This window comes from Pseudoalteromonas sp. NZS100_1 (genome assembly GCF_015864285.1).
In the GTDB taxonomy this organism is placed as follows: Bacteria; Pseudomonadota; Gammaproteobacteria; order Enterobacterales; family Alteromonadaceae; genus Pseudoalteromonas; species Pseudoalteromonas arctica.
Map to the genome: position 1 here is coordinate 1 of NZ_JADYXN010000021.1, position 24,901 is coordinate 24,901.

Below are 24,901 nucleotides of genomic sequence, written 5' to 3' on the forward strand. Positions count from 1 at the left end.
CCAAGATGGGTTAAGCCAAAACCATCTAAGTATCCCCATAAAAAGAAAAATGCCAGTCAGCTTAACTGACTGGCATTAGCCAATTGGCTCCTTTTTTATTTAGCGAGAACGCTTATTCGGCAGTATCTTCACTTGTTTTATCATATTTTCTTTTACTTCGAGTACTTCAATAGGATATCCCGCGATACGCAGACTAATATTTGCATCAGGAATATTCTCCAAGTATTCAACAATTAAACCACTCAAAGTTTTAGGTCCATCGAGCGGGAAATCCCAACCCATTTCTTTATTTAAATCGCGTACGTTAGCGCCGCCATCCACAATACATGAGCCATCAGTTTGTGTTTCTACTTCTTCGCTCGGCGTACGAGTTTGCGTAGTTGTAAAATCGCCAACAACTTCTTCTAAAATATCTTCTAGGGTCACTAGGCCTTGGATGTCGCCATACTCATCTACCACTAAGCCTATGCGTTCTTTAGATTGCTGAAACTTTAATAGCTGAGTATTTAGTGATGTTCCTTCAGGGATAAAGTAAATTTCACGTACAGCCCGTAGCAAAGAGGGTTTATCAAATTGCTCTTTTGTAAGTAGACGAAGCGCATCACGTGAGTGAATAAAACCTACTGCATCATCTATATTATCGCGATACAACAACACACGAGTATGTTGCGCATGGGTAAGCTGGCGACTAATTAGTTTCCAATCGTCATTAATATCAATGGCCACAATTTCGTTTCGTGGGATCATAATATCTTCAACGGTTACTTGTTCTAAATCTAAAATTGAAGTCAGCATACTTTGATGACGAGCAGGAATAAGTGCGCCTGACTCATTGAGTACTGTTTTTAATTCTTCTTTACTCATGCTGTGTTCGTCGATTTGTGCGGCACTAATACCAAATAATCGCAATATTCCGTTGGTCATCCAGTTAATAACAACCACAAAAGGGAACATTATTTTAAGTAGCCCTTTTAAAATAATAGAGCTTGGAAAGGCAACTTTTTCAGGATAAAGAGCAGCAAGGGTTTTAGGGGTTACTTCTGCAAATATAAGCACAACTAGAGTTAACACGCCCGTTGCTATAGCAATACCTAGGTCACCGTAAAGGCGAATACCTATAATGGTTGCAACTTGGGCTGCTGCTATATTAACAAGATTATTACCGATTAAAATTAAACCGATGAGCCTATCTGGACGGCTAAGTAATTTACTGACTCGTTTAGCTGCACGATGATCCTCTTTAGCGAGGTGTCGCAGGCGTATACGATTGATTGACATAATTCCGGTTTCTGAACCAGAAAAATAAGCAGAAAAAAGCACCAAAAAACCTAAAATGATAAATAGGGTACTTGTCGATATGTCGTCCAACGATGGATCCTTTTCTTATAAATCAATGCGTATTAAGCTAGAGTGAGCAAGCAGAGTCAAGTTAAAACTTATTTAGTATCACTTCTTGTATGAAACGGCTGCCAAAATAAGCGAGTGTGAGGACAAATGCAGCGACCATGATTGTAATAACCACCGGTTTACCGCGCCAACCCTTTTTCATATGCCCGATAGCTACAACGGCAAAAATAGCCCACGCAACTAACGATAATATTGTTTTATGAATGAACTCTTTAGCGAACATTCCATCAAGAAATACAAACCCTGAAAGTAATGCAAATGTGAGTAATATAGTGCCTAAATTAAGAAGTTGGTAAAGCTGGCGCTCCACAACCATTAAAGGCGGAAGATGGCTATGTACAATTGCTAAATCTTTACGTTTTAAACGTTTATCAATAAAGTAAAACTGTACACCGTATAAAGTAGCGATAATTAAAATACAGTAGGCTAACAAAGATAAAGAGATGTGCGTTACTAAACCCACCTCAATATTGATACTTTGCAATAAAATATGATGAGGTATAAATAAACTGGCAATGGTTAGTAAGGCACCAAAACCATAAACAACGGGCAACAATAAAGTTGCAGGGAATTTTAGCGAGACAGCCGTCACCGAGACCACAATCACCCAGCACGTCAAAAGAGCGACGTTTACGATACTTAAATCTTGACCGTCGGCTCTAAAAACAGAGTTAACTAACAGCAGCATGTGCGCCACTATAGCAACCGTGCTTAAAATAACAGTTACTTTTTGGCTTGGGCCTTGTTGATGAAACAGGCGTGAAAGCACGTGAGACGTTGCTAACACATAAAATAAACTGGCAATAATAGTTAAACTAATAATCAGCATTGTGCTTGGGCCACTTAATTTGAGACAAAATAAACCTTGTTGTTATATAGCCATTGTATTTTATAGCAAAGCAAATGCATAGACCTTAAAAAAAGAAACTCATCAAGGTGCACTTGAACACTATATTGTAAGACGCCATATACGGTATACTACTTTTAATTGAAACTTAATAAGTCAATCTAGGTTAATTGAAAAATCAAATTAATCGTAAAATTTAAATGGATTGATATAAACGTCTTATCGGAACCGTTACATGTTTGAGAACCTCCAAGAACGATTAGGTAAAACCTTAAAAAATATCAGTGGCCGTGGCCGTCTGACGGAAGACAACATAAAAGACACACTTCGCGAAGTGCGTATGGCATTTTTAGAAGCCGATGTGGCATTGCCTGTTGTTCGCGACTTTGTAAAACAAGTTAAAGAACGCGCAGTTGGGGTTGAAGTTACAAAAAGCTTAAGCCCAGGCCAAGTATTTATAAAAATAGTGCGTGAAGAACTAGAAAAAGCAATGGGCGAGGCTAATGAAGAGCTAAGTCTAAATGCGCAACCGCCAGCCGTTGTAATGGTAGCGGGTCTACAAGGTGCGGGTAAAACCACCAGTGTAGCTAAGCTTGCTAAGTTTTTAAAAGAGCGAAAAAAGAAATCAGTACTTGTAGTAAGTGCCGATGTTTATCGTCCTGCGGCGATTAAACAGCTAGAAACGCTTGCAGCAGAAGTTGATGTTGATTTCTTCCCAAGTGATATTTCGCAAAAGCCAGTTGATATTGCAACCGCTGCAATTTCTCATGCTAAAAAGAAATTTATAGATGTAGTACTTGTTGATACTGCAGGTCGTCTACATGTTGATAGCAACATGATGGATGAAATTAAAGATCTTCATAAAGCAATCAATCCAATTGAAACCTTGTTCGTTGTTGATGCAATGACAGGTCAAGATGCGGCGAATACAGCTAAAGCATTCGACGAAGCATTACCACTTACCGGTGTTATATTAACAAAAACCGATGGTGATGCGCGTGGTGGTGCTGCTTTATCTATTCGTCACATCACTGGCAAGCCTATCAAGTTTATGGGTGTGGGTGAGCGCACTGACGCACTTGAACCTTTCCACCCAGACCGTATAGCGTCGCGTATTTTAGGCATGGGTGACGTACTTTCATTAATCGAAGAAGTCGAGATGAAAGTAGATAAAGAGCAAGCTGCTAGAGTTGCTGAAAAAGTATTTAAAGGCGCAGGTTTTACTCTTGATGATTTTGCTGACCAATTAAAGCAAATGAAAAGCATGGGTGGCATGATGTCAATGCTTGATAAGCTCCCTGGTATGTCTAACTTACCAGATGCTGTTAAAGGTCAAATGGGTGATAAAACATTTATCCAAATGGAAGCTATTATTAGCTCTATGACTAAAAAAGAGCGTGCACGCCCAGAAATCATTAAAGGTTCGCGTAAAAAACGCATAGCAGCTGGCTCTGGTACACAAGTACAAGAGATTAATAAGTTGCTTAAGCAGTTTACGCAAATGCAAAAAATGATGAAAAAAATGAAAGGTAAAGGCGGCATGACTAAAATGATGCGCGGTATGAAAGGCATGTTACCACCTGGAATGATGGGCGGCGGCGGTCCTAAATTTTAAAAGTACCATTAAGTTACTTTTTAAAATAATAGCGAATCATATTTAAAGGAGCAAATAGCTCCTTTTTTGTTGAATAAATTATGCATGTAATACACCTTTAACTCTTATTTGTCGTTGAGATCACGGTTTAACCTACTAAACTGCCTTTTTGGTTCACTTCTTACTTGCGTTATTGCCAAAAACTCGTACAATTCCCCAGCTCCCCATTCTGGGGAGTAAATCTTATTAATGAAAACAGTCAATCTTTATAGAGGACGGTATGGTAACTATTCGTTTGCAACGTGGTGGCGCTAAAAAACGCCCTTTCTATCAAATTGTGGTTGCGGATAGCCGTTTCTCGCGTGACGGTCGCTTCATCGAGAAAGTAGGCTTTTTTAACCCAATTGCTTCAGGTCAAGAAGAAAAAATTCGTTTAGATTTACCACGTGTTGAACACTGGGTAGGTCAGGGCGCATCTCTTTCAGATCGCGTAGCTAAGTTAGTAAAAGACGCTCGTAAAGCGGCTTAATAGGCGTAAGTGTAACCATGAGTCAAGAGAACACCTCATCAATAATTGTCGTAGGAAAGCTCGGTGCCCCATATGGTATAAAGGGCTGGCTTAAGGTACATTCATTTACTGATGATCCCGTAGGGATCTTCGATTTCAGCCCGTGGTTGATAGGGCAGCAAGGTAAATGGCAGTCCTTAGAAGTGGTCGACTGGCGTCGCCACAACAAAGGCTTTATCGCTAAATTTGCGCAGGTAAACGACCGAGACGAAGCAATGGCTTATACCCATGCTGAAATCTCAATGGATGCAGCGCATTTACCAGAACTCCCGCAAGGTGAGTTCTATTGGCGAGATCTCATTGGCATGTCTGTTGTAACCGATAAAGGTTATAGCTTAGGCATTGTTGATGACCTGATGGAGACAGGGTCAAATGACGTACTGGTTGTTAAAGCAAACAGTAAAGACGCATTTGGTCAAGCTGAGCGTTTGATTCCTTTTTTAACTGATTCAGTTATTAAAGAAGTTAAATACGACGCAAGAGAAATTACCGTAGACTGGGATCCTGGTTTTTAATGACGCAAACTAGTTCATTATGGGTAGGGGTGATAAGCCTTTTTCCAGACATGTTTGACGCTATTACAGACCAAGGTGTTACCGGTCGCGCAGTAAAAAATGGCTTAATTGATTTTAACTGCTGGAATCCGCGAGACTACGCTTTAGATAAGCATAGAACCGTAGATGACCGTCCTTACGGGGGCGGACCTGGTATGTTAATGATGGTTGAGCCATTAAAAAAAGCGATTGCCGAAGCTAAAAAAGCAGCTGGTGATGGTGCTAAAGTAATTTATATGTCCCCGCAAGGGCGCAAACTTGATCAGCAAGGTGCTAGCGAACTCGCTAACTCTAAAAAACTGATTTTGATTGCCGGTCGCTATGAAGGTATAGATGAGAGAATAATAGAATCATATGTTGACGAAGAATGGTCAATTGGTGATTTTATTTTGAGTGGTGGTGAACTACCTGCCATGACATTAATTGACGCAGTAGCGCGATTAGTGCCAGGTGTGTTAGGTCATAACCAGTCAGCGGAACAAGATTCATTTTCGGATGGCTTGTTAGATTGTCCACACTATACACGACCAGAAACATTGGACGACAAACAGGTTCCTGCTGTATTACTCAGTGGTAACCACCAAGAGATAGCAAAATGGCGGCTTATGCAGTCATTAGGCAGAACTTGGTTACGACGTCCTGACTTGTTGCATAACCTAGCTCTGACTGAGGAGCAAGCGGTATTACTCGCGAAATTTCAGCAAGAGTACCAAAAAGCTTGTGGCTAGAAGACAGTTACACCTAGGAAAGTGAGAAACATAATGGCAAAAGTAAACCAAAATATTATTAAAGCGCTTGAAGATGAGCAGCTTAAAACAGACGTACCTGCATTTGGCCCTGGTGATACAGTGGTTGTACAGGTAAAAGTAAAAGAAGGTGCTAAAGAGCGTCTACAGGCCTTTGAAGGTGTTGTAATCGCTAAGCGTAATCGTGGTCTTCACTCAGCATTCACAGTTCGTAAAATCTCGAACGGTGAAGGCGTTGAGCGTGTATTCCAAACGCACAGCCCTCTTATTGATAGCGTAACAGTTAAGCGTCGCGGTGCAGTTCGCCGTGCTAAGCTTTACTATCTACGTGAGCGTTCTGGTAAATCTGCACGTATTAGAGAAAAACTTAACTAATACGCGCTGTTTATCAACGCAAAAAAACGGGTTGCATCCTTCGGGTTGCAACCCGTTTTGGTTTTAGAATATTATTTTCTCAATTCTCAATTCTCAATTCTCAATTCTCAATTCTCAATTCTCAATTCTCAATTCCTCATTAGTAAAATTTCCGCTTTAGCCTTTTCTCAGTTAGCTGATCCTGTTAGTATTTATCGTATTGATTAGTTTACTTTTATGTAAATTTATATTTACGTTATTTGGTTTTTTAAGGTGGGACGAACGTGGCTGACATAAGTGATTTAGCACAGCTAAGAGAAGGTATAGATGAATGCGATGCACAACTTGTTGCCTTACTTGCTAAACGTAATGGTATTACGCAAAAAATTGGTGAGATAAAACAACAAACAGGCGCACCTTTACATGCACCTGCCCGTGAAGCAGAGCTATTAGCGGCAAGACGACAAGAAGCAATAAATCAAAATGTAAGCCCAGATCTCGTTGAAGATATACTTAGACGTATGATGCGAGAAGCCTATCAAAACCAACAAGCAAAACTTGCATGCGCAGCGCCAGAGCTTTCGCCAATTGTAATTGTGGGTGGTCAAGGCGCCATGGGCCAGTTATTTGCACAGCAGTTTATTCGCTCAGGTTACGAAGTTAAAATTTTAGATAAAGATCAGCAAAACGATGCGAAAAGTATTTTAAAAGGTGCCAAGCTGGTAATGATTAGCGTACCTATTAATGCATTGGACGCTGTCGTTGCTAAGTTACCTAAACTAGATGAAGACTGTTTACTAGTTGATATTACATCGGTAAAGCAATCGCCTATTAAAGCACTAAAAGCTGCGCACAGTGGCCCTGTGGTTGGTTTGCATCCTATGTTTGGGCCTGATATATCACACTGGGTAAAACAAACAGTTGTTGTATGTGAAGGGCGAGAACACCAAGCGGCAAAAGGTTTGTTACAGCAGTTACAAGTATGGGGTTGTCAGCTTGTTGAGCTTGATGCTAAAAAGCATGATGAAGCAATGCAAATTATTCAGGTAATGCGCCATTTAACGACATTTGTGTACGGACAATTTTTAGCAAAACAAAGTCATACACTAGAAGAATTACGTAGCTGCTCGTCACCTATATATCAATTAGAACTGATGATGGTAGGGCGTTTATTTGCGCAGTCGCCTGAGCTTTACTCAGATATTATGCTAGCACAATTCGATGATGTAGAAACCTTACTTGCACAGTACCAAGATACCTTCGCAAGTACATTAGCAAAATTAAAAGCGGGAGATAAAGCAGCGCTTATTGATTCTTTTGCTGAGGCTAAAGTTTACTTTTCTGACTCGACAGAACACTTTTTAACGCAAAGTAGAAGCTTATTAAATAAAGCGAATGATTCAAAAGTTTTAGATTAATATTTGTTATACCGTTTGCTTAAGTATGGGGATTTAATTCGTTAAATTGCTAAAATATTTATGCAGACTGGTACTAGTTAACGAAAAAGGGCCGATATCGGCCCTTTTTTGATTTGTAAAATTGCTTATTAAGTATTAACGCTTACTGCCTGTAGTGACTCGCTTTGGTAGCATCCTAAAATACGTACATATTGGGTGTGCTCTTTAAGTTCTTCTAGCGCTTCTTTTACTTGGCTTTCAGCTAAGTTTGCTTCTAGGTCAACATAAAAAACTTCTTCCCACGGATTGCCCGGAGTAGGGCGAGATTCAAGTTTTACTAAATTAATCTTATGCTGCTTAAAAATCATTAACGCATCGGCTAGTGAGCCCGCTTGTTGTTTTGTCGACATGATCAAACTAGTTTTAGTTGGAATTTGGTTAGACACTTGTAGAGGCTTACGTGCAACAACAATAAAGCGGCTATGGTTTTCGCTTTGATTAGCTAGGTTTGATTTAATAACCTCAAGCCCGACGTTTTTCCCCGCTTGTGCAGAGCCAATTGCAGCACTGTATGGTGTGTTCAGAGCTGATTGTAGCGCGCTTGATGTTGAGTCACATGTTTCGTGTTGTAAATCACCTAAGCCCTGTAAAAAGCGGCTGCACTGCGCAAATGGTTGTGGGTGTGCAAATATTTTTGTTAGTTGACTAAGTTCAGTATCAGGGTTGGCGAGTAAGCAATGCTCTACACTGTGAGTTACTTCTCCAACAATAGACACTTGCGCGTGCTGTAATAAGTCAAACACCTCGTTAATACTGCCAGAGCTTGTGTTTTCAATGGGTAATAAACCAAAATCAGCTTGGCCGTTTTCTACTTTACCTGTTATTTCGTCAAACGATGTACAGCCAATTTCAACTAATTTACCCGGGCGGCGGCTAAAATATTTATGGCATGCTAGTTGGCTATAAGAACCCTGACCACCTAAGTAAGTTACACGGTGTGTTTCACTAAGGGCATCTGGATTCAGATTTTTTTGTAACATTGCTTGTTGGTGTAAAACAGAGTCTTCCAAAATAGTTTGAAAAACATTATTCACGTAGTAAGCATCTAAACCTAATGATTTACCATAACCAATCAGTTTCTCTAAAAGTGCGAGTTCACGTGCTTCATCGCGAATTGGTTTGTTGTTAGCAATTTTATACTCAACCACACCGTGGCTAATACGACGACGTTTAGCTAATAACACGAGTAAATCGGAGTCTATTTCATTTATATCGTGTCTTAGTGCATTTAATACATCATTTGTCATTTTGGTATCCTCATTCCAAAAGTAGGCTGTTATTACACAGCAAAAACAAAAAAGCCTCCCGGTTGGGAGGCTTTACTATTCGATTGATTTTATCTCACAAACAGGGAAGCCTCTTCTATATAAAGAAGCTAAAAAACGAAAAAAAAGTGCGAGAGATAAATATGTTCATGCAGTTAATGTATGGAGAGTTGCTACCAATGTCAATAAAGATCTAAATAAGCTTAGAGTACTATTTATTTCCCTATATTAGTTTTTATAGAAAGTTTACAAATAATTTATAAATATGAATGCGGATCTGGTATATTTCGTTAACTGGTTCAAATAATAACAATTATTAATAATTAAGGTTGACCCGTGGTTTACAGACGCCCTCCATCGCGTTTTGGATTGAATTCTTTAAGTGTAAAACTATCGCTACTCATATCCGCTATTTGCTTAATAGCTGGGGTATGTGCGGCTGCCTTAATGCTTAAATCTGAAGAGAAACAACTCGTTTTTGAAGAACACGAAGTTTTAAAAAGCTCGACAGATTTATTAGTGAAGCAATTTAATGAGCGCATTAAAACAAAAGTAAATATTGCTCAGCAAGCTAATAACGTAGTAACACAACAACTTTTTCAACCCAATTCACCAATTAATTTAAGCAATAAATCACAGTTACAATTTAATAGTGACGGTACGATTCGAAGTGCCTCTGCTGATGGTTTATCAGCAGCATTTTTACCACAGCAAAATTACTCTCCTTTTTATAAACGCCTATTTAATGATTCTGAGATGCTGTGGCGCATAATTTCTCCTACACTGGTACACGACTTTTTTAACTTTTATTTAATAACAGATGATGATTTTATTCGTGTTTCTCCCCCTAATTGGGCATTAAACGCACCTGCCGACTTTAGAGCAACGAATGGCTCAACTTATAAATCGATTAAAAGCACGCTTGAAACAGTAAGAGAGCCTGCATGGTCAAAAGTCTATTACGATACAGTATGGCGCAAATGGGTTATTAGCTTACTAGTGCCAGTTTATGTCGATAATGAGTTTTTAGGTGTGACAGGGAGCGATATTTCCCTCAACAAACTTATTTCATTTTTACCTGTTGGTGATAAAGAAAAACACCTACTTGTGTTTGATAGTAAAGGGCAATTGTTAGCACACCCAGATTTAAATCCGACCTTACTAGCCGACTATGGTAGTGATAATAAAGCACTCGCTACTAATGAATTTGTAAACCCAGCACTGCAGTCGATTATTGATGATGTAATTGCGGTGAAATTACCTGAATACGCAAATTCGTTTGAAAAAAATGACGAAGCTCATATTATCAATATTCGTAAGATTGATGACTTAGATTGGTACATAGGGGTATATAAAAAGCGTTCATCGACGTTATCTGCATTACAAGATTTAAAACTGAAGTTTTTTGGTCTCTTTATTTTATACGCAATATTAGTTGCCTTATTGCTGCATCAAGCGCTTTATCAACTAGTCCTTCGCCGTTTACATACTTTGGTTTATGCAGTTACAAGTTTTGGCAAAGGTCAATTAACTACAGAATTCCCACCAGAAAACAAAGATGAAATTGGCACGCTTAATGGCTCATTTAGAGACATGACGGTAGAAATTCGCAAACTTATCGATGGCTTAAACCAGAGAATTACAGAAAAAGAAATTGCTGAAAAAGCAGCTAACCGTTTATCTAAAGCGGTAGCATTCTCGGGCACTGGTGTTGTGATCACCGATGAGAATTTTGTAATTGAATACGTAAATCCAAAAATGCTCGAAATGACAGGCTACCCAGAAAGTCATTTTAATAGAGCACCATTACTTAATATTATTGCCTCAGAAATGTCTATTTTAGTTGAAGATATAGACATAGATTTACGCAGCCGTAATTACTGGCGCGGTGATACATTAATTCAAGGCTTGAATAAAGAGCCAATTTGGGTGTCTTTAAGTGTTTCGCCAATTCGTGAAGAGGGCGGTGAAATAACCAGCTATGTAGCATCTGCACAAGATATTTCGTTTGTAAAAGAAAGCCAGCGTAAAATGGAGCAGCTTGCTTACTTTGACACCCTTACGGGCCTTGCCAACAGAACGTTTTTTAGAATGCAATTGCGTAAATCAATGGCATTAGCAGAACGTGGGCACTATGCATTTGCATTGTTTTACTTTGATTTAGACGAATTTAAACGTATTAACGATACATTAGGTCACGATGCCGGCGATCAATTATTAATTGAAGTGGCAAACAGACTTAAAAAACGTTTACGAGCCGAGGACACCATAGCGCGCTTAGGTGGTGATGAATTTGCAGTATTACTCAGTGGTATAGAAAGCCAAGCTCACGCGACTGATGTTGCCAATACAATTCAAAAAACACTGAATGTGCCTATAAAACTAGGTAGTAATGAAGTTATTGTGAGCGCGAGTATTGGTATTACAATGGCTCCGTACGATAGCCTAGAAGAAGATCAGTTATTAAAACATGCTGACTTAGCTATGTATGAGGCAAAAGCAAAAGGGCGTAATACATTCCATTTTTATAGCCAAGAATTGAACGCAGCTGCTAATGAGCGTTTATTTATTGAAAATGAGCTACGTATAGGACTAAAAGAAAAACAGTTTGTAGTTTACTACCAACCTCAAGTTGATAGTCGTACTCATCAGGTCATTGGCTATGAAGCGTTATTAAGATGGTTCCACCCAACTGAAGGCGCAATCCCTCCAGATAAATTTATTCCTATTGCAGAAGCGACAGGCCTTATAGTTGAATTAGGCGAATGGGTGCTTCAAGAGTCTTGTGATTTTGCCGTAAGATTAACAAAGCAAGGCTTAGAAAATAATATATCGATAAACTTATCGGCTCGCCAGTTCAAAGACTCAAGCTTAGTCTCAACACTGAGTAAAATGATAATTAGGACGGGTGTTTCGGCTAAGCGCCTTCACTTAGAGCTGACTGAAAGTATGCTAATGGGAAATGTAGAAGCTGCAATTACACAACTCCACGAGCTTAAAGCCTTAGGTATATCTATTTCTATTGATGATTTTGGTACTGGCTATTCGTCACTCAGTTACTTAAAACGATTCCCGGTTGATATATTGAAAATTGACCGTTCATTTGTAAAAGATATCCCTGAGGATACAAATGATATGGAAATTACTGCCGCTATTATTGCCATGGCGCAAAAGTTAAAGCTAGACGTGGTCGCAGAAGGGGTTGAGACAATAGAGCAGATGCAGTTTTTACAAAATAATAATTGCTTCATTGTACAAGGCTATTATTTTAGTAAACCAATTGCTGAGCACGAACTACCAAAATTGTATGAAAGGTTAAATGAACTCTCAAATAGCGAAGTAAGTAGTTAATAAAATTGCGGGTTAACCACCCGCAATTTTAACTTTAAATTTTAACGCTTCTAAAATGGCTTTTAGTTTATCGCGGTCATCACCTTGCACTTCAATAATGCCTTCTTTTACTGCGCCGCCTTGGCCCATTTTGCTTTTTATAGTTTTAGCTAACTTTTTTAAATCATGATCTTTTGGATCAATGCCTACAACTAACATTACGCCTTTGCCTTTACGTCCTTTTGTTTGACGCTCAATGCGAATAAAACCATCTTTAAAAAGCTTAGCTTCTAACTCTTTTTCTGGTTTTGGCTGGTCAATGCGCCCCGTACTTGTTGAATATACTAAGTGACTATCACTCATACCTTACCTTTATGGATAAAAATTAATTAAATATTGGCGTAAATGATAGCAAATTTGAAGTTGTGTGTTTTTCTTTTTGCTAAATACTTTTAACAGGTTATATTTAGTTCAAAGGAAATATTATTGGAGTTTAATATGAGTTTAACTAAGAATGAATCAGTCGATGGCACTACATTAACAATACAAATCAAAGGTAAATTTGACTTTAATTTAGTGCAATCTTTTCGCCAAGCTTATGCCCAAATGAGCGAAAAAACAGTAAAGGTTATTATCGATTTAAGAGAGACTGACTACATGGATAGCTCAGCACTTGGCATGTTACTTAACATGAAAAAAACAATTGATAGCCAAGTGAAAACTATCGAAATAAGCAATTGCCAACCACAGCTTAGAAAAATTCTACAAATTTCACGTTTTGATAAAAAGTTTGATATTAGCTAATGATACATGTGTTAATTGTAGATGATCAGGCGCTCAATCGCATTTTACTAAGTAAAATGCTTGAGCAAGAGGGTTATAAAATATCAGTGGCTTATAACGGGCTAGATGCACTTAATGTACTTAAAAGAGAGCAAATAGACGTTGTTTTACTTGATGTTTTAATGCCTGTAATGGATGGTTTTGAAGCTGCTGAAAAAATAAAGCAGCAGTATAGTGAAGTTTACTTACCGATTATTTTTATAACCTCCTTAGAAGATCAAGCAAGTTTTGAGCGCTGCCTCGAAGTGGGTGGCGATGACTTTATTCATAAACCATTTGAAAAAGTTATTCTGCATGCAAAAATTAAAGCACATATTCGCACCAGAGAGCTGAGTAAAAAAGCAAACCAACAAAAGAAATTGCTTGAATATCATCATAATCAAATTGAACGTGAACACGAAATAATTGAGCATATTTTTAATAACTCATTAGAAAACCAAGGTAAGTTTAAAGAGTATTTAGATTTTAATTTATCACCGGCCTCTATGTTTAACGGCGATATGTTTTTAGTAGCGCAAAGCCCAATCGGTAATTTGTATTGCATGTTGGGAGATTTTACGGGTCACGGCCTTGCAGCAGCTATTGGTGCATTACCAACTTCTCGTGTTTTTTATACTATGGTACAAAAAGGCATGGCGGTTAACGATATTGCCTGTGAGCTAAATACACTACTGTACAACCTACTACCTGGGCATATGTTTTGTGCTGCAACCATTATAGAGCTTAGTGCATCAGGTAAAAGTGTTTCTGCATGGATGGGCGGCTTACCCGATGCCTACCTAATAGATAAAGACGGTAATGTAAAACAAACATTAGAATCACAGCATATGGCGCTAGGGATTTTAGATGAACAAGAATTTGAATATGAAGTTATTCATTTTGAAACAAATAGTAATACTCGCCTTGTATTAGCGACCGACGGAATTATAGAAACAGCAAACAAAAAAGATATATTTTTTGGGGAAGAACGTTTTTTGCAAACCTTAAAAAGTAAGTCGATGATTAGTAGTGAAGATATAGTTGCTAACGTTACTGAGTTTGCAGATGGTACTAAACAACAAGACGATTTAAGCATTGTTTTACTAAACTGCCTGCCTTTAGTTCCTGAGGAGCAAGAGCGAGAAGTATTTTCTACTTTAGCTTTTAATTTATCTTTGAGTTTAAACTCAGAACAAATAAAAAAAACAGACCCCGTTTACGACGTCGTTAATATTTTGAGCAGTGTTGAGGGATTAAATGCCCATCGTTCTAATATATTTTTACTGTTGTCTGAGGCTTATAATAACGCGCTTGATCATGGTGTATTAGGCCTTAACTCAGAAATTAAAAAACAAGAAGACGGCTTTTTTCGATATTACGAGTTGAGAGAGGCTGCCCTTGCTAAACTTACAGATGCCATGATTATTATTGATATGCGCTATTGCCCCGACACGCTCAGTTTATATTTTATTATTTGCGATTCAGGCCGAGGGTTTAGTAGTAAGCACGATGAGTTGGCAAAGGCTAATAACGAATTTGGCAGAGGGGTGTCTTTATTAGAAGAAATAGCCGAAAAAGTCACTTATAACGCCAGTGGTAACCAAGTTGAAATGTGCTACAAGTTGAGCTAGCTCTGTAAAAATATCCATGCTATTATTCTCGAAACTTTAGATGTATGGATGGCCAAATGATTTCTTCTTACTTAAAACAAGCACAACTTAGTATTAATCCAGCTTTGATTTTAACAGAGCTTGAAAAGCTTGATCTACATTTAGCAAACACTGCTTTGCCTGATGTGTGTTGGGAGTATCAAATACCTGAGCTTGGCGAGGGCGGTGCATGTAGTTTATTTGGTTACTTACAAGATGAGCCATTCAAATTAACTGACTATATTAAAAATGATGAGCAAACACAGTTTAAGCTGGCTACTTTACAAAGTATTGTAAGCTACATTGAGCAGCAAACGGGCGTTGATTGGTATGGTATTTATCAATCAACTAATACCCCTGAAGGTAATCAACTATTAAAATTGGCTTATCATGGAGCGCCTAGTCGTCCGTTGTTTCCTTTAACGCAAGCATTTGCGGCTGGCAGTAACAACGTACAGGTTGCGCTATCTCACAAGGGCCGCATTATTAATAACGTTGAAACGTATTTATCACAAGGTGGTGAATACTACACATGCGATCCTAAAGTTAAATCAGAAACCTGCCTACCTTTATTTAATGCACAAAATGAATGCGTTGGTATTGTAGATGCAGAAGCCTTTAAAAATGATTTTTTTGATGAAAAGACGCTTGCCGTTTTAATTGCATGTTGTATTAAAATTCCTCACTTTCTAGTGTAAATAACGCTAGTCAATATGATGTGCTTTTATGTTAAGCTTAGCTTAACAGCTAACCCCTAAATAACGATAAGAGATAGCCAATGTTCTCAGTATTAAAACCATTACCAACAGATCCTATTCTTGGCCTTATGGCGGCCTATAAACAAGATACAAACCCTAATAAAATTGATTTAGGTGTAGGTGTCTACAAAGATGAGCAAGGCAATACACCGGTCCTTAAAGCGGTTAAAAAAGCTGAAGCGTTTCGTCTTGAAAACGAAATGAGCAAATCTTACATTGGTTTAGCGGGTAATTTAGATTACTGCCAAAAAATGGAGCAGTTACTATTAGGTGAGCATCAAGTATTACTAGCTAACCGCGTACGTACTGCGCAAGCTCCTGGTGGTACGGGTGCACTTCGTGTTGCAGCTGAATTTATTAAGCGTTGTAATACAGACGCGACTGTTTGGGTAACTAACCCAACATGGGCTAACCATATTAGCTTGTTTGAAGCTGCAGGCTTAACAGTAAAAGAATACCCATATTACGATTACGAAAATAAAGATTTATTGTTTGATGAAATGATCAACACACTTAAACAAGTGCCTAAAGGTGATGTGGTTTTACTGCATGCATGTTGTCATAACCCAAGCGGTATGGATTTAAACGAAACACAGTGGAACACGGTTGCCGAACTGGCAAAAGAAGTTGGCTTTACACCACTTGTTGATATTGCGTACCAAGGCTTTGGTGCCTCACTTGAAGAAGATGCACGTGGCTTACGTATTTTAGCCGATGCAGTAGAAGAGCTAATTATTTGTTCTTCATGTTCTAAAAACTTTGGCTTATACCGCGAGCGTATTGGTGCATGTTCACTAATTGCAAAAGACAGCGCAACAGCAGATATTTCAAACTCTGTAATGCTAAGCGTTGTACGTAGTATTTACTCAATGCCGCCAGCGCATGGTGCTGACATTGTTAATACTATTTTAAGCAGTACAGAGCTTACACAATTGTGGCACTCTGAGCTTGATGAAATGCGTAGTCGTATAAATGGCTTACGTAGCTTAATTAAAGAAAGCTTAGCAACTAAAGATATTGCTCAAGACTTCTCATTTATTGAACGCCAAAACGGTATGTTTTCTTTCTTAGGTATTAATAAAGAGCAAATTGCTCGCCTACAAAAAGAATACGGCATTTACATAGTTGGCTCTAGCCGCGTAAATGTTGCAGGTGTTAGTCATTCAAATATTGAATACTTTTCAAATGCTGTAGCTGACGTTTGTAAATAAACGCAGTTAATATAAAAAACCGCACATCATAATGATGTGCGGTTTTTTATTATCTAAATTTAAACAATTAGCAGCAACCTTTAACCGATAGCAGGAATAAGCCCCGCCATTTGCATAAACTGCGCAGCAATAATAGTTATGCCACATATAGCTGCTATACCAAGCCCAACATTCCCACTTTTAACTTGGTAGCCTGTTTTATTTGATGTTGTACGCTGTTTATAAACCATTGCTACAGGCAAAAATATTGCCAGTACAACAAGTGCTATTGCAGCGTACCCTAAGGCCATAATAAAGCCTTGAGGATAAAACAATGCAAAGCCAAGTGGCGGAATAAACGTAATTAAGGCCGTTTTAATTCGGTCTGTTTTATTGTCACCCTTTTTAAATGCATCAGCAAAAAAATCAAATAACCCTAAACTCACCCCTAAAAATGATGTCGCAAGTGCTAAATCAGCAAATAACTTAACGGCCGTTGCCACACTTGAGTTATGCGCAATACTTGCCACGCTAGATACAAACCCATTAAGACCTTGGCTGTTGAGTAAATCAGCTTGGCTCATAATACCTTGGCTAAGTAGTTGCCAAAAAATATAAATGACTAAAGGTAGGGCGGCTCCAGCAATCATTACTTTGCGCAGTACTTTTATTTCAACACCAACATATTTAACAATAGAGGGGATAGAGCCATGAAAACCAAACGAAGTAAATATAACCGGTATAGCCGAAAGGATTAATCCTTGCTCTACGGGCATCTCTAATAAGTGCTTACCTTGTACATAAGGGGTAAGCATGTAAAACAAACTAGCTAATACAATAATTTTTATTGTAAATAACACTCTATTTAGTTTATCTACCTTGCTAGTGCCTAGTGTTACCACACTTGCAATAATAACAGCGAGGATCACAGAGCCAAACTGTGGGGCTATATCTACATCAAAGCCTATATTTATACGCGCTTGAAGTTGTGCACCACCACCTGCAATATAAGCAGCGCATAAAGCATAAAATAAAAAAATCATCGAAAAATTCGCGATGTATTGTCCGCGCTTTCCAAGCCATAATTTAGCCAATGTATTTAATGTTGCATCGCGTGGTGCATATTGGTGTAGCTCTAACATGAGTAGTGCGGTGTAGGTCATTAGTAACCAGCTAGCAATTATTAATGCAAGTGCAGTACTAAACCCAAGCCCGGCAGATGCAATTGGCAATGCCAACATACCCGCACCAATAGTGGTGCCTGCAACAATTAACATGCTTCCAGTTGTTTTATTTTTAAGCACTTAATTACCTTAATTATTATTAATATTGATGCACCATATAACTAGTTACTCAAATCTCAAATAGTTTTGTAATAAAAGAGCATTATTAAAATGTAACTTACAATTTACAACTGTATTTATTAAGGACTTGTATGCATTTAAAAGTATTAAAATAGGGTGGTGAGGGTATAATTTTATGTACGTTGGATTGCGTTATAAAACGCTAAGGATTGGCATGTGCCGGTAAAAGCATCGTATTTTTTTATGGTTCTCATTTGGTCTACTACACCTCTAGGGATTGTGTGGAGCAGTGAAACAGTATCGCCAACGCTTGCTGTATTAATGCGTATGCTGGTGGGGTTGTTTTTAGGTGGTTTAATTGTTGCCATAACAAACATTAGAGTACCTTGGAGCAAAAATGCGTGCTTACTTTATTTTTATTCGAGTATAGGTATTTTTGGCGGTATGTTGTTGAGCTATATGGCAGCTAAAACAGTCCCTTCGGGTATTATTTCGCTTATGTTTGGCCTTGCACCTATTTTGTCGGGGTTACTTGCTCAGCAATTATTAAATGAACCTAAATTTAGCCCGATTAAATTAGTTGCGTTAGCGTGCGCCTTAATTGGCTTATATTTTGTTAGTTATAACCAAGTACAAAACTCGCAAACTCAAGGACTTGGGTTGCTTTATGTGTTTATGGCTGTCTGCTTTTTTAGTTTAAGTGGTGTGATGATCAAGCGTGTACAGATTGCGATTCATCCTATGGCAACAACATTTGGTGCCTTAGTTTTTGTAACCCCACTCTTTTTTATTGCTTGGTGGTTATTAGATGGTGAGTTGCATATACAAAACTGGAGTGCAAAATCATTGTGGGCTATTGGTTATCTAGGAATATTTGGATCTTTAGTAGGGGCTTTGGCGTATTTTCATGTGCTGCAAAACCTTAATGCAAGCACGGTATCACTTACTACACTTATAACTCCTAGCTTTGCGTTAGGCTTGGGAGCTTGGCTAAATAATGAGTCATTAAGCCAAGAGTTAATAATTGGTGCGGTTATTATTTTAATTAGTCTGGGCTTTTTTCAATTTGGTGATAAGTTTTTAAAACGCAGTAAAGTAAGCGCAAATTAGCTTTACTACATTTTTTCTATTTGAATAATTAAACGACGGTTTTTGTCTCGGCTTAAAATGTTATCGTTATTATCAACAAAGCGTTTTTCGCCCAAACCGGTTGTTTGTACTTTGGCTTCATCAACACCCAAGCTCACCATATAATCTTTTATAGTTTTGGCGCGCTTGCGCGATAAATCTAAGTTATTCCAGCGTCCGCCATAGCTATCAGTGTATGAGTCAATACTAATGGACTCTATGCTTGCATCATTTTTTAAATACTCAGCAATTTTATCAAGACGTTGTTGCGACGATTTAGTTAATTTACTGCTGTTAGATTGATAGTTCATTACAGTAAACGAAATATCTTCAAAGCTGTAAGGGAGTAGTTCATCGCGGCACTGTAAAAAAGCCCAGTAAGCTTGTTTAAAGTTTACGCTCGATATACCAACGGCAATTTTATCGGCACTGTTTTGCCAATCTTGATAATAAAAAGTAGGGTAGTAGCCTTTTTCAAGCTCTGTAAGCATTTCCCATGCGGTTTTATTGCCTAGCTCGCCATCAAACTTTTTAAGTAATTTCATGTTTGCAATATCGCGAGCGGGCAATCCTGCACGCCATGTAGGTGGCACTGCTTTTAAACCTGCAATTGCGTAGTTATCTGGGCGTACAACCATATCTAAATTAAATGTTAAGTTTTTATTTTTACTTGCTGAAGCTTTAAAAATAGCTTCGCCGTAATAAGGAACTTCATGATTTAATTGGCATTGTAAGCGCGTTGTTTTAACGACTTCCCAGTTGGAGTTGTCTTGGGTTGCTGTGTATTGGCGCATAGCAGCTTGCGAGTGAGTACTGTAAAGCACCGCACTTATACTAAGGCTAATAAATAACAACTTATACTTCATGGTGCTCTCCAGCTATCCGGGAATGCCAATAATTTGGCAAATTAACGACTGCAATGATTAGTTTGTTCTCTACGTAACTAACTTATAAGTTAAAGCAAGTTATGTGCCTACAATTTTAAAGCAATAAATACTTAAATCCCCTAGCCTAGGGGGCATCAATTTTGACATAATAGTCAGCTTACACGTATAAACAAAGAAGACTATGGCAAATACTGAGCAAACACCTTTCGCAAAACGCTTTCGTGGATTTTTTCCTGTTGTTATTGATGTTGAAACTGCAGGTTTTAACAAAGAAACAGATGCCTTGCTAGAAATAGCAGCCTCTGTTTTAAAAATGGATGACGAAGGACTGCTCAGCATAGATCATACTGTTCATTTTCATGTTCAGCCATTCGAAGGCGCTAATATAGAACAAGCAGCCATCGACTTTAACGGTATAGACCCGTTTTCACCATTACGTGGCGCAGTACCTGAAGATGAAGTAATTAAAGAAATATGTAAAGTAGTACGCAAAGCGCAAAAGGCTGCTGGGTGCCAACGCTCAGTTATTGTGGCGCATAATGCCGCATTCGATCATGGCTTTTTAAATGCAGCAATAGAGCGTAATAACATTAAGCGTACGCCATTTCACCCGTTCGTAAGCTTTGATACAACATCTTTAGCGGGTTTAGCGTTAGGGCAAACTGTATTAGCAAAAGCATGTAGAGCGGCTGGTATAGAGTTTGATAACAGCCAAGCGCACTCAGCACTTTACGACACAGAACGTACAGCTGAGCTTTATTGTTTAATAGTAAACCGCTGGCAGCAATTAGGTGGTTGGCCATTAGCGCCACTAGATGATGCTGATGCTGATGCTGATGCTGAAGTTGAAACAAAAAATGACGAAGAAACTAAAACGTCTGAGTAATTTTACCCTCAGTTAGCTTAACTAGGTGGGGCGGATAAATACGCGAAAATTGTTTAGAATCTTTCGCTATTTTAAGCTCCACACCAGGGTGCATTAATTCATTTACTTTTAAACGGCTACTGGCAAGTAATTGCACTATTTTTTGCTTAATAAGTAGTTTTTGACGATGAATATGCGCAGAGCGTATTTTTATATGCTTTTCATTTTCAGTTATTTTATTCATGAATTGCTGGCGCTGAGCAGCCCCCGCAATTTTACTCGCTTTTTCACGAGCCTGTTGTAAAGCGGTTACTTTAGTCGCAAGTACTTTTTCAAAATCGGTGATTTGTATTTGCTTTTGGCGAAGCTCAAACCAGAGCTGCGCTAAAAATACGCGTGTTTTAGTACCGGCTGGCGCGCCTAGTTCACCCGTTTCAATGCGCATAGCATCTAAAATATTACCGCCAATAATTTTACCTCGCGGGTCATTTGCTTTGCCTACACGTATTAATCGCCTAGCACTTAAATCACAATGCAGAGCTTGGCGTTCAATAAATAAATCTTGTTCGGATTTAATGTTGCAGTACTGGGCATAACCAATCGAAATAGTTCGCTGAGCGGTTATACAGCACGTAAATGCTTCCTCGCCTTCACGTTTTCGGCCAATTGCGCCAAGCATTATGGTTACCGCACTTTTACTTTCAACAGTTCCTGATTCTACAAAACCAAGTACCGTAATATCACCGTTGGCTTTTACACGCATGCCGTCTTTAATATCACCAGTAATAATTACGCTACCATCAAAATCAACATGGCCTGTACTTACATCTACGTTATCAAAGCATAAAACGTCATCTACACGCATACCACGGGGTAGGGCAACGGGCACACCTTTGCAGTCGGCAATAAGCATATTAGGATTATTAGGATCTACTTTTGTACCTTCGAAAGGCTGGAGTTGGTGATCTTTACCTGGTTTTGCACTAATTGAATCGCCAAATACCGTATAGCCTTCTTCTCCAGGTGTAGCTGCAATACGCTGCATTAAGGGAGTGCCAGGTTTTACGGTGATAATAGCGCCAAGGTTTTTCATATCAACCTTACCGCCTTCTTTAGCTTGTGGGCTAAGTACTCGGTCTTGAGCTGTTGAGCATAAACGTACAAATTTGGCATCGCTGCCTTCTTTTGGATTGCGCCCATGTGCAATTATGGCACTGTAAGAGCTTCCTGCTGGTTGCTCAAACTGCTGGCCCAAAAAGGTATCAAGCGCACGAGGACTTATTCCTTTTTTAACACCTGCATCAGCAAGTGCTTTTTGCGCGCCTTCCATAGACAAAAGTGCGCCACCTTTAGCGGTAGTTAATGTTGCTTCTGCGACCATGTTTTTTTCATCAATATTAATGATAAGCGACGCACCTACAGCTCTAGCAACGACAAGCGATACTTCCTGATGATTTTTAGTTGGCGCAAAAAGCTTTCCAATATTGGCAATGACAGCTTCGTACTCACTAAACTCAGATTGCTCTAGCATTTGCGTTAACTGAGTACTTGTAACAGGAAAACCACTATCAATAGGGTGACTTTCTAAAGAGACAAACCCAGTACTTTTATCAAATGAAAAAACCGACATTTATTAATTCCCTACTCTATGCCTGTTATTATTTTTATTTTTTACAACTAAAGGTTTAGAAATAGCAAAAACCTTAACTCCTCATTTGAACACAGGTTAAACACATTGTTAAGTAAATGTTTATATAGGCTTGCATAAACTAAATTTTGGTTACTTAATGCGCGATTGGCACATGCAATTAAAATAAAGCGTTACTAGGCCTTGAGTATCAGTACTTTACTCAGTTATACTGTTTGCACGCTCTGAATTGAGTTACTAATTCAGGGGCTGATTAGGATTCGACGGAATTCAAGAAGCCCAAGGTGCATGTCGAGGTGCGGTTTGCCTCGTTAAACAGCCGCAACCTAAAGTAATCGCAAACGACGATAACTACTCTCTAGCAGCTTAGGCTGGCTAGCGCTCCTTCCATGTATTCTTGTGGACTGGATTTTGGAGTGTCACCCTAACACCTGATCGCGACGGAAACCCTGGCCGGGGTTGAAGCGCTAAAACTAAGCGGCCTCGCCTTTATTTACCGTGTTTGTCCGGGACTTAAAGGTTAATTAAATGACAATACTAAACATGTAGTACCGACGGTCGAGGCTTTTCGGACGGGGGTTCAAATCCCCCCAGCTCCACCAATAAAGGTTTTTGAAATCGTTATTCGAAAACCATAAGAAACCCGCAAATTTGTTAATCCAAATTTGCGGGTTTTTTTATGGATGAGATTTGAGTTAATGTTTTACTATATAGCTCAGGCGTTTCAATATGGTTTAAATGACAGCTTAAAATTAGCTATCTTTGTAAGATATAAAATAACTTGATCGTCTGTTTGGTGCTATAAGCAGGTGTTGATGACCTTGATGTGTGAAGTCCAGATTTGACCCCATTCACTCATGGGAGAACAAATGATTGAACAAGTAAACGCTATGCTAAGCCACCATAGCAAAGTACATTTAATTCGTTTTGATCTCCGATTATATAAATACACCGATAAAAATGAGATTGTGAGCAAATTTAATCGTATTTTGTTCAAATGGTTAAAACGCAAATATGACCTTAAACGTATTGGCTTTATTTGGTGTCGTGAAATGGAAACCGCAACACAGCAACATTATCATTATGCGCTCATGTTAGATGGCCACAAATTACGCCATATCCTCACGATATATTTATTAAAGTGAAAGACGTATGGGAAACCAATTTACAAGGCTCTGAACACACCCCTAAGCGTTGTTATTATAATTTAAAGCGTGAGTGCGATAACTCTATTCAACAAGCTGTGTGGCGTATTTTATACTTAGCTAAAGCAAGGGGGAAAGGTTGCCGCCCACCGCAGACTAAAGATTATGGCACTAGTCGAATAAAGATCAAAAACGAATAAAATTCATAGTACTCTGTAAAAGACAATAAGTGACAAGCTACTTTACGATAATTAAATTTTTTCACCTGTTTTTCGTACAATAAAAAACGAAGTATAATTAAACAAAGCGTAACTATTGAGATTATTATGGCTAAAGGTTTTCATTTAAGGCATTTAAGGTATACCAGTGAGCTTTATAAATTACCCGCAAAAGCTTTTAAAAATTTATTAACCCTGATCTAGGCACATATCAACTTGATGGCGAAGGCATTACTACAAGCTTTAAACATTTTGAATTAAAGCAGTATATCGAAGGTATTAGATATGCCACATTTGAAAGAGAAAATGATAATCTTGAAATAGCTTTATTGACCTGTGTAAGAGCGTAAGCACTAAACTTTACATAACCTGCCCATTCTGCCAAAACAAAAAACAACATCTATACATTTTTAAAAATGGCTTTGCGTGTCGAAATTGTTTAAATTTGAACTACGCTAGCCAAAGTGAAAGAAAGCAAGATAGGTTAGCCAGACGGATTAGGAAGCTTAGAAGCTCTATTTGGGGGAATTTAGTTAATGTTAACAATCTAACCGAATCGGCTCAATATTTCCCAAAACCAAAAAATAAACATTGGGTAAAATTTGAATATGATAAGGCTGTGTTACAGGAGCTTGAAAAAAGGTATTGGATACTGGCCGAGATACAAATAAGCAAATTACTTTCAATTTAAGCCATCATTAATCATTTTTTGGGCTTATACTTACACACGATAGAATAAATATAGGGAAGCTATGAAATACATAGGGACATTTCTTACAATGATAGCGGCTGGTGTCTGCTTATTACTCTTAAATAAATATTATATTAACGCCACTGATGAGCGAACAGCAGAAGAAATATATTTAGATTCGTTAGTCGAACAGCAAAGAGTGAGTGAGTCCAATGACAAGCTTCAGGCAAACTTTAAATCTAATGGAACAAAGTTGTTTTGCGTCAAACATATTGAGAAGCACCACAGCATTAAGCTAGACGAGTATGAGGTTGTTCGACTGACACCTACTTTTGGAGCTATATCCTATAAGGTGAATAATAAAAGTTACCATGCTCAATGTACTATGGAGTCCACTTCAAACAAGGTTTTGAATTTTAAAACTGAGTTAAACTAAGATTAGAATAAATGATTTTGTGGAAGTACATTTATATA

At 38.4% G+C, this 24,901-nt stretch carries 22 protein-coding genes, 1 other RNA gene and 1 other annotated feature; of the genes, 16 read left to right on the top strand and 7 right to left on the bottom strand.

Translation table 11 applies throughout. The features are described 5' to 3' along the window. Window positions 1–99 precede the first annotated feature (99 nt). On the bottom strand, window positions 100–1,368 hold the full coding sequence (locus I6F66_RS14010) for an HlyC/CorC family transporter (protein WP_007581396.1): 1,269 nt from the start codon (window positions 1,366–1,368) through the stop codon (window positions 100–102). Window positions 1,369–1,429: 61 nt separating this feature from the next. Continuing rightward, complete coding sequence (locus I6F66_RS14015; RefSeq protein ID WP_024593585.1) at window positions 1,430–2,236, bottom strand: inner membrane protein YpjD; 807 nt, start codon at window positions 2,234–2,236, stop codon at window positions 1,430–1,432. 253 nt (window positions 2,237–2,489) lie between these two features. Here I6F66_RS14015 and ffh point away from each other — a divergent pair, with 253 nt between their 5' ends. The 6 genes from ffh to tyrA all read left to right on the top strand — a co-directional run bounded on the left by ffh (window position 2,490) and on the right by tyrA (window position 7,488). Beyond that, window positions 2,490–3,869 carry a signal recognition particle protein gene (gene ffh, locus I6F66_RS14020; RefSeq protein ID WP_007581399.1) on the top strand — a complete coding sequence of 460 codons (1,380 nt, stop codon included), beginning with the start codon at window positions 2,490–2,492 and terminating at the stop codon, window positions 3,867–3,869. Between the two features lie 259 nt (window positions 3,870–4,128). Further along, the gene (gene rpsP / locus I6F66_RS14025) at window positions 4,129–4,377 is read left to right on the top strand and encodes a 30S ribosomal protein S16 (RefSeq protein WP_002962192.1); all 249 of its coding nucleotides are present in this window, start codon (window positions 4,129–4,131) and stop codon (window positions 4,375–4,377) included. A gap of 17 nt (window positions 4,378–4,394) precedes the next feature. After that, the gene (gene rimM, locus I6F66_RS14030; RefSeq protein WP_010554631.1) at window positions 4,395–4,931 is read left to right on the top strand and encodes a ribosome maturation factor RimM; all 537 of its coding nucleotides are present in this window, start codon (window positions 4,395–4,397) and stop codon (window positions 4,929–4,931) included. Next, entirely contained in the window at window positions 4,931–5,698 is a 768-nt protein-coding gene (gene trmD / locus I6F66_RS14035; protein WP_007581405.1) for a tRNA (guanosine(37)-N1)-methyltransferase TrmD, read from the top strand. Before rimM ends, trmD begins: the two co-directional genes overlap by 1 nt. Window positions 5,699–5,731: 33 nt before the next feature. Then, window positions 5,732–6,091, top strand: coding sequence for a 50S ribosomal protein L19 (rplS, locus tag I6F66_RS14040; RefSeq protein WP_007581406.1), 360 nt, complete (start codon window positions 5,732–5,734; stop codon window positions 6,089–6,091). A 263-nt stretch (window positions 6,092–6,354) separates the two neighbouring features. Beyond that, window positions 6,355–7,488, top strand: a complete 1,134-nt coding sequence (tyrA, locus tag I6F66_RS14045; RefSeq protein ID WP_010554632.1) for a bifunctional chorismate mutase/prephenate dehydrogenase — start codon at window positions 6,355–6,357, stop codon at window positions 7,486–7,488. Window positions 7,489–7,616: 128 nt separating this feature from the next. On the opposite strand, the gene I6F66_RS14050 is transcribed toward tyrA, so the two are convergent. Then, on the bottom strand, window positions 7,617–8,774 hold the full coding sequence (locus I6F66_RS14050; protein ID WP_007581410.1) for a chorismate mutase: 1,158 nt from the start codon (window positions 8,772–8,774) through the stop codon (window positions 7,617–7,619). Between the two features lie 44 nt (window positions 8,775–8,818). Then, window positions 8,819–8,936: a sequence feature (Phe leader region), on the bottom strand. Between the two features lie 192 nt (window positions 8,937–9,128). On the opposite strand from I6F66_RS14050, the gene I6F66_RS14055 reads away from it, so the two are divergent. Further along, window positions 9,129–12,143, top strand: coding sequence for an EAL domain-containing protein (locus I6F66_RS14055; protein WP_021032079.1), 3,015 nt, complete (start codon window positions 9,129–9,131; stop codon window positions 12,141–12,143). A gap of 12 nt (window positions 12,144–12,155) precedes the next feature. On the opposite strand, the gene I6F66_RS14060 is transcribed toward I6F66_RS14055, so the two are convergent. Continuing rightward, window positions 12,156–12,485 carry a translation initiation factor gene (locus I6F66_RS14060; RefSeq protein WP_007581414.1) on the bottom strand — a complete coding sequence of 110 codons (330 nt, stop codon included), beginning with the start codon at window positions 12,483–12,485 and terminating at the stop codon, window positions 12,156–12,158. Window positions 12,486–12,620: 135 nt separating this feature from the next. On the opposite strand from I6F66_RS14060, the gene I6F66_RS14065 reads away from it, so the two are divergent. The 4 genes from I6F66_RS14065 (at window position 12,621) to I6F66_RS14080 (ending at window position 16,562) form a co-directional block, all read left to right on the top strand. Further along, complete coding sequence (locus I6F66_RS14065) at window positions 12,621–12,926, top strand: STAS domain-containing protein (protein ID WP_002962948.1); 306 nt, start codon at window positions 12,621–12,623, stop codon at window positions 12,924–12,926. After that, window positions 12,926–14,575, top strand: a complete 1,650-nt coding sequence (locus tag I6F66_RS14070; protein ID WP_197209379.1) for a SpoIIE family protein phosphatase — start codon at window positions 12,926–12,928, stop codon at window positions 14,573–14,575. The genes I6F66_RS14065 and I6F66_RS14070 overlap by 1 nt, the downstream gene beginning before the upstream one ends. A 56-nt stretch (window positions 14,576–14,631) precedes the next feature. Further along, window positions 14,632–15,291 carry a GAF domain-containing protein gene (locus I6F66_RS14075; RefSeq protein WP_197209380.1) on the top strand — a complete coding sequence of 220 codons (660 nt, stop codon included), beginning with the start codon at window positions 14,632–14,634 and terminating at the stop codon, window positions 15,289–15,291. 80 nt (window positions 15,292–15,371) lie between these two features. Continuing rightward, window positions 15,372–16,562, top strand: coding sequence for an amino acid aminotransferase (locus tag I6F66_RS14080; RefSeq protein WP_010554636.1), 1,191 nt, complete (start codon window positions 15,372–15,374; stop codon window positions 16,560–16,562). A gap of 80 nt (window positions 16,563–16,642) precedes the next feature. Here I6F66_RS14080 and I6F66_RS14085 read toward each other — a convergent pair whose 3' ends face one another. After that, entirely contained in the window at window positions 16,643–17,845 is a 1,203-nt protein-coding gene (locus I6F66_RS14085) for an aromatic amino acid transport family protein (protein ID WP_197209381.1), read from the bottom strand. A 216-nt stretch (window positions 17,846–18,061) separates the two neighbouring features. On the opposite strand from I6F66_RS14085, the gene I6F66_RS14090 reads away from it, so the two are divergent. Beyond that, complete coding sequence (locus I6F66_RS14090) at window positions 18,062–18,955, top strand: DMT family transporter (protein ID WP_166376786.1); 894 nt, start codon at window positions 18,062–18,064, stop codon at window positions 18,953–18,955. 5 nt (window positions 18,956–18,960) lie between these two features. On the opposite strand, the gene I6F66_RS14095 is transcribed toward I6F66_RS14090, so the two are convergent. Further along, complete coding sequence (locus tag I6F66_RS14095; RefSeq protein ID WP_007581990.1) at window positions 18,961–19,839, bottom strand: OmpA family protein; 879 nt, start codon at window positions 19,837–19,839, stop codon at window positions 18,961–18,963. 202 nt (window positions 19,840–20,041) lie between these two features. Between I6F66_RS14095 and rnt the strand changes: the two genes are divergently transcribed. After that, the gene (gene rnt, locus I6F66_RS14100) at window positions 20,042–20,746 is read left to right on the top strand and encodes a ribonuclease T (protein ID WP_197209382.1); all 705 of its coding nucleotides are present in this window, start codon (window positions 20,042–20,044) and stop codon (window positions 20,744–20,746) included. Here the strand turns inward: rnt and I6F66_RS14105 are convergent. Continuing rightward, window positions 20,730–22,355 carry a DUF342 domain-containing protein gene (locus I6F66_RS14105; RefSeq protein ID WP_197209383.1) on the bottom strand — a complete coding sequence of 542 codons (1,626 nt, stop codon included), beginning with the start codon at window positions 22,353–22,355 and terminating at the stop codon, window positions 20,730–20,732. The genes rnt and I6F66_RS14105 overlap by 17 nt on opposite strands. A gap of 263 nt (window positions 22,356–22,618) precedes the next feature. Between I6F66_RS14105 and ssrA the strand changes: the two genes are divergently transcribed. From ssrA to I6F66_RS14120, 3 genes are all read left to right on the top strand, one after another. Continuing rightward, window positions 22,619–22,975, top strand: a transfer-messenger RNA (tmRNA) gene (ssrA, locus tag I6F66_RS14110). A 267-nt stretch (window positions 22,976–23,242) separates the two neighbouring features. Next, window positions 23,243–23,518, top strand: coding sequence for an inovirus-type Gp2 protein (locus I6F66_RS22570; protein WP_231611882.1), 276 nt, complete (start codon window positions 23,243–23,245; stop codon window positions 23,516–23,518). Between the two features lie 970 nt (window positions 23,519–24,488). Then, complete coding sequence (locus I6F66_RS14120) at window positions 24,489–24,863, top strand: hypothetical protein (RefSeq protein WP_197176735.1); 375 nt, start codon at window positions 24,489–24,491, stop codon at window positions 24,861–24,863. The last annotated feature ends 38 nt before the right edge of the window (window positions 24,864–24,901 follow it).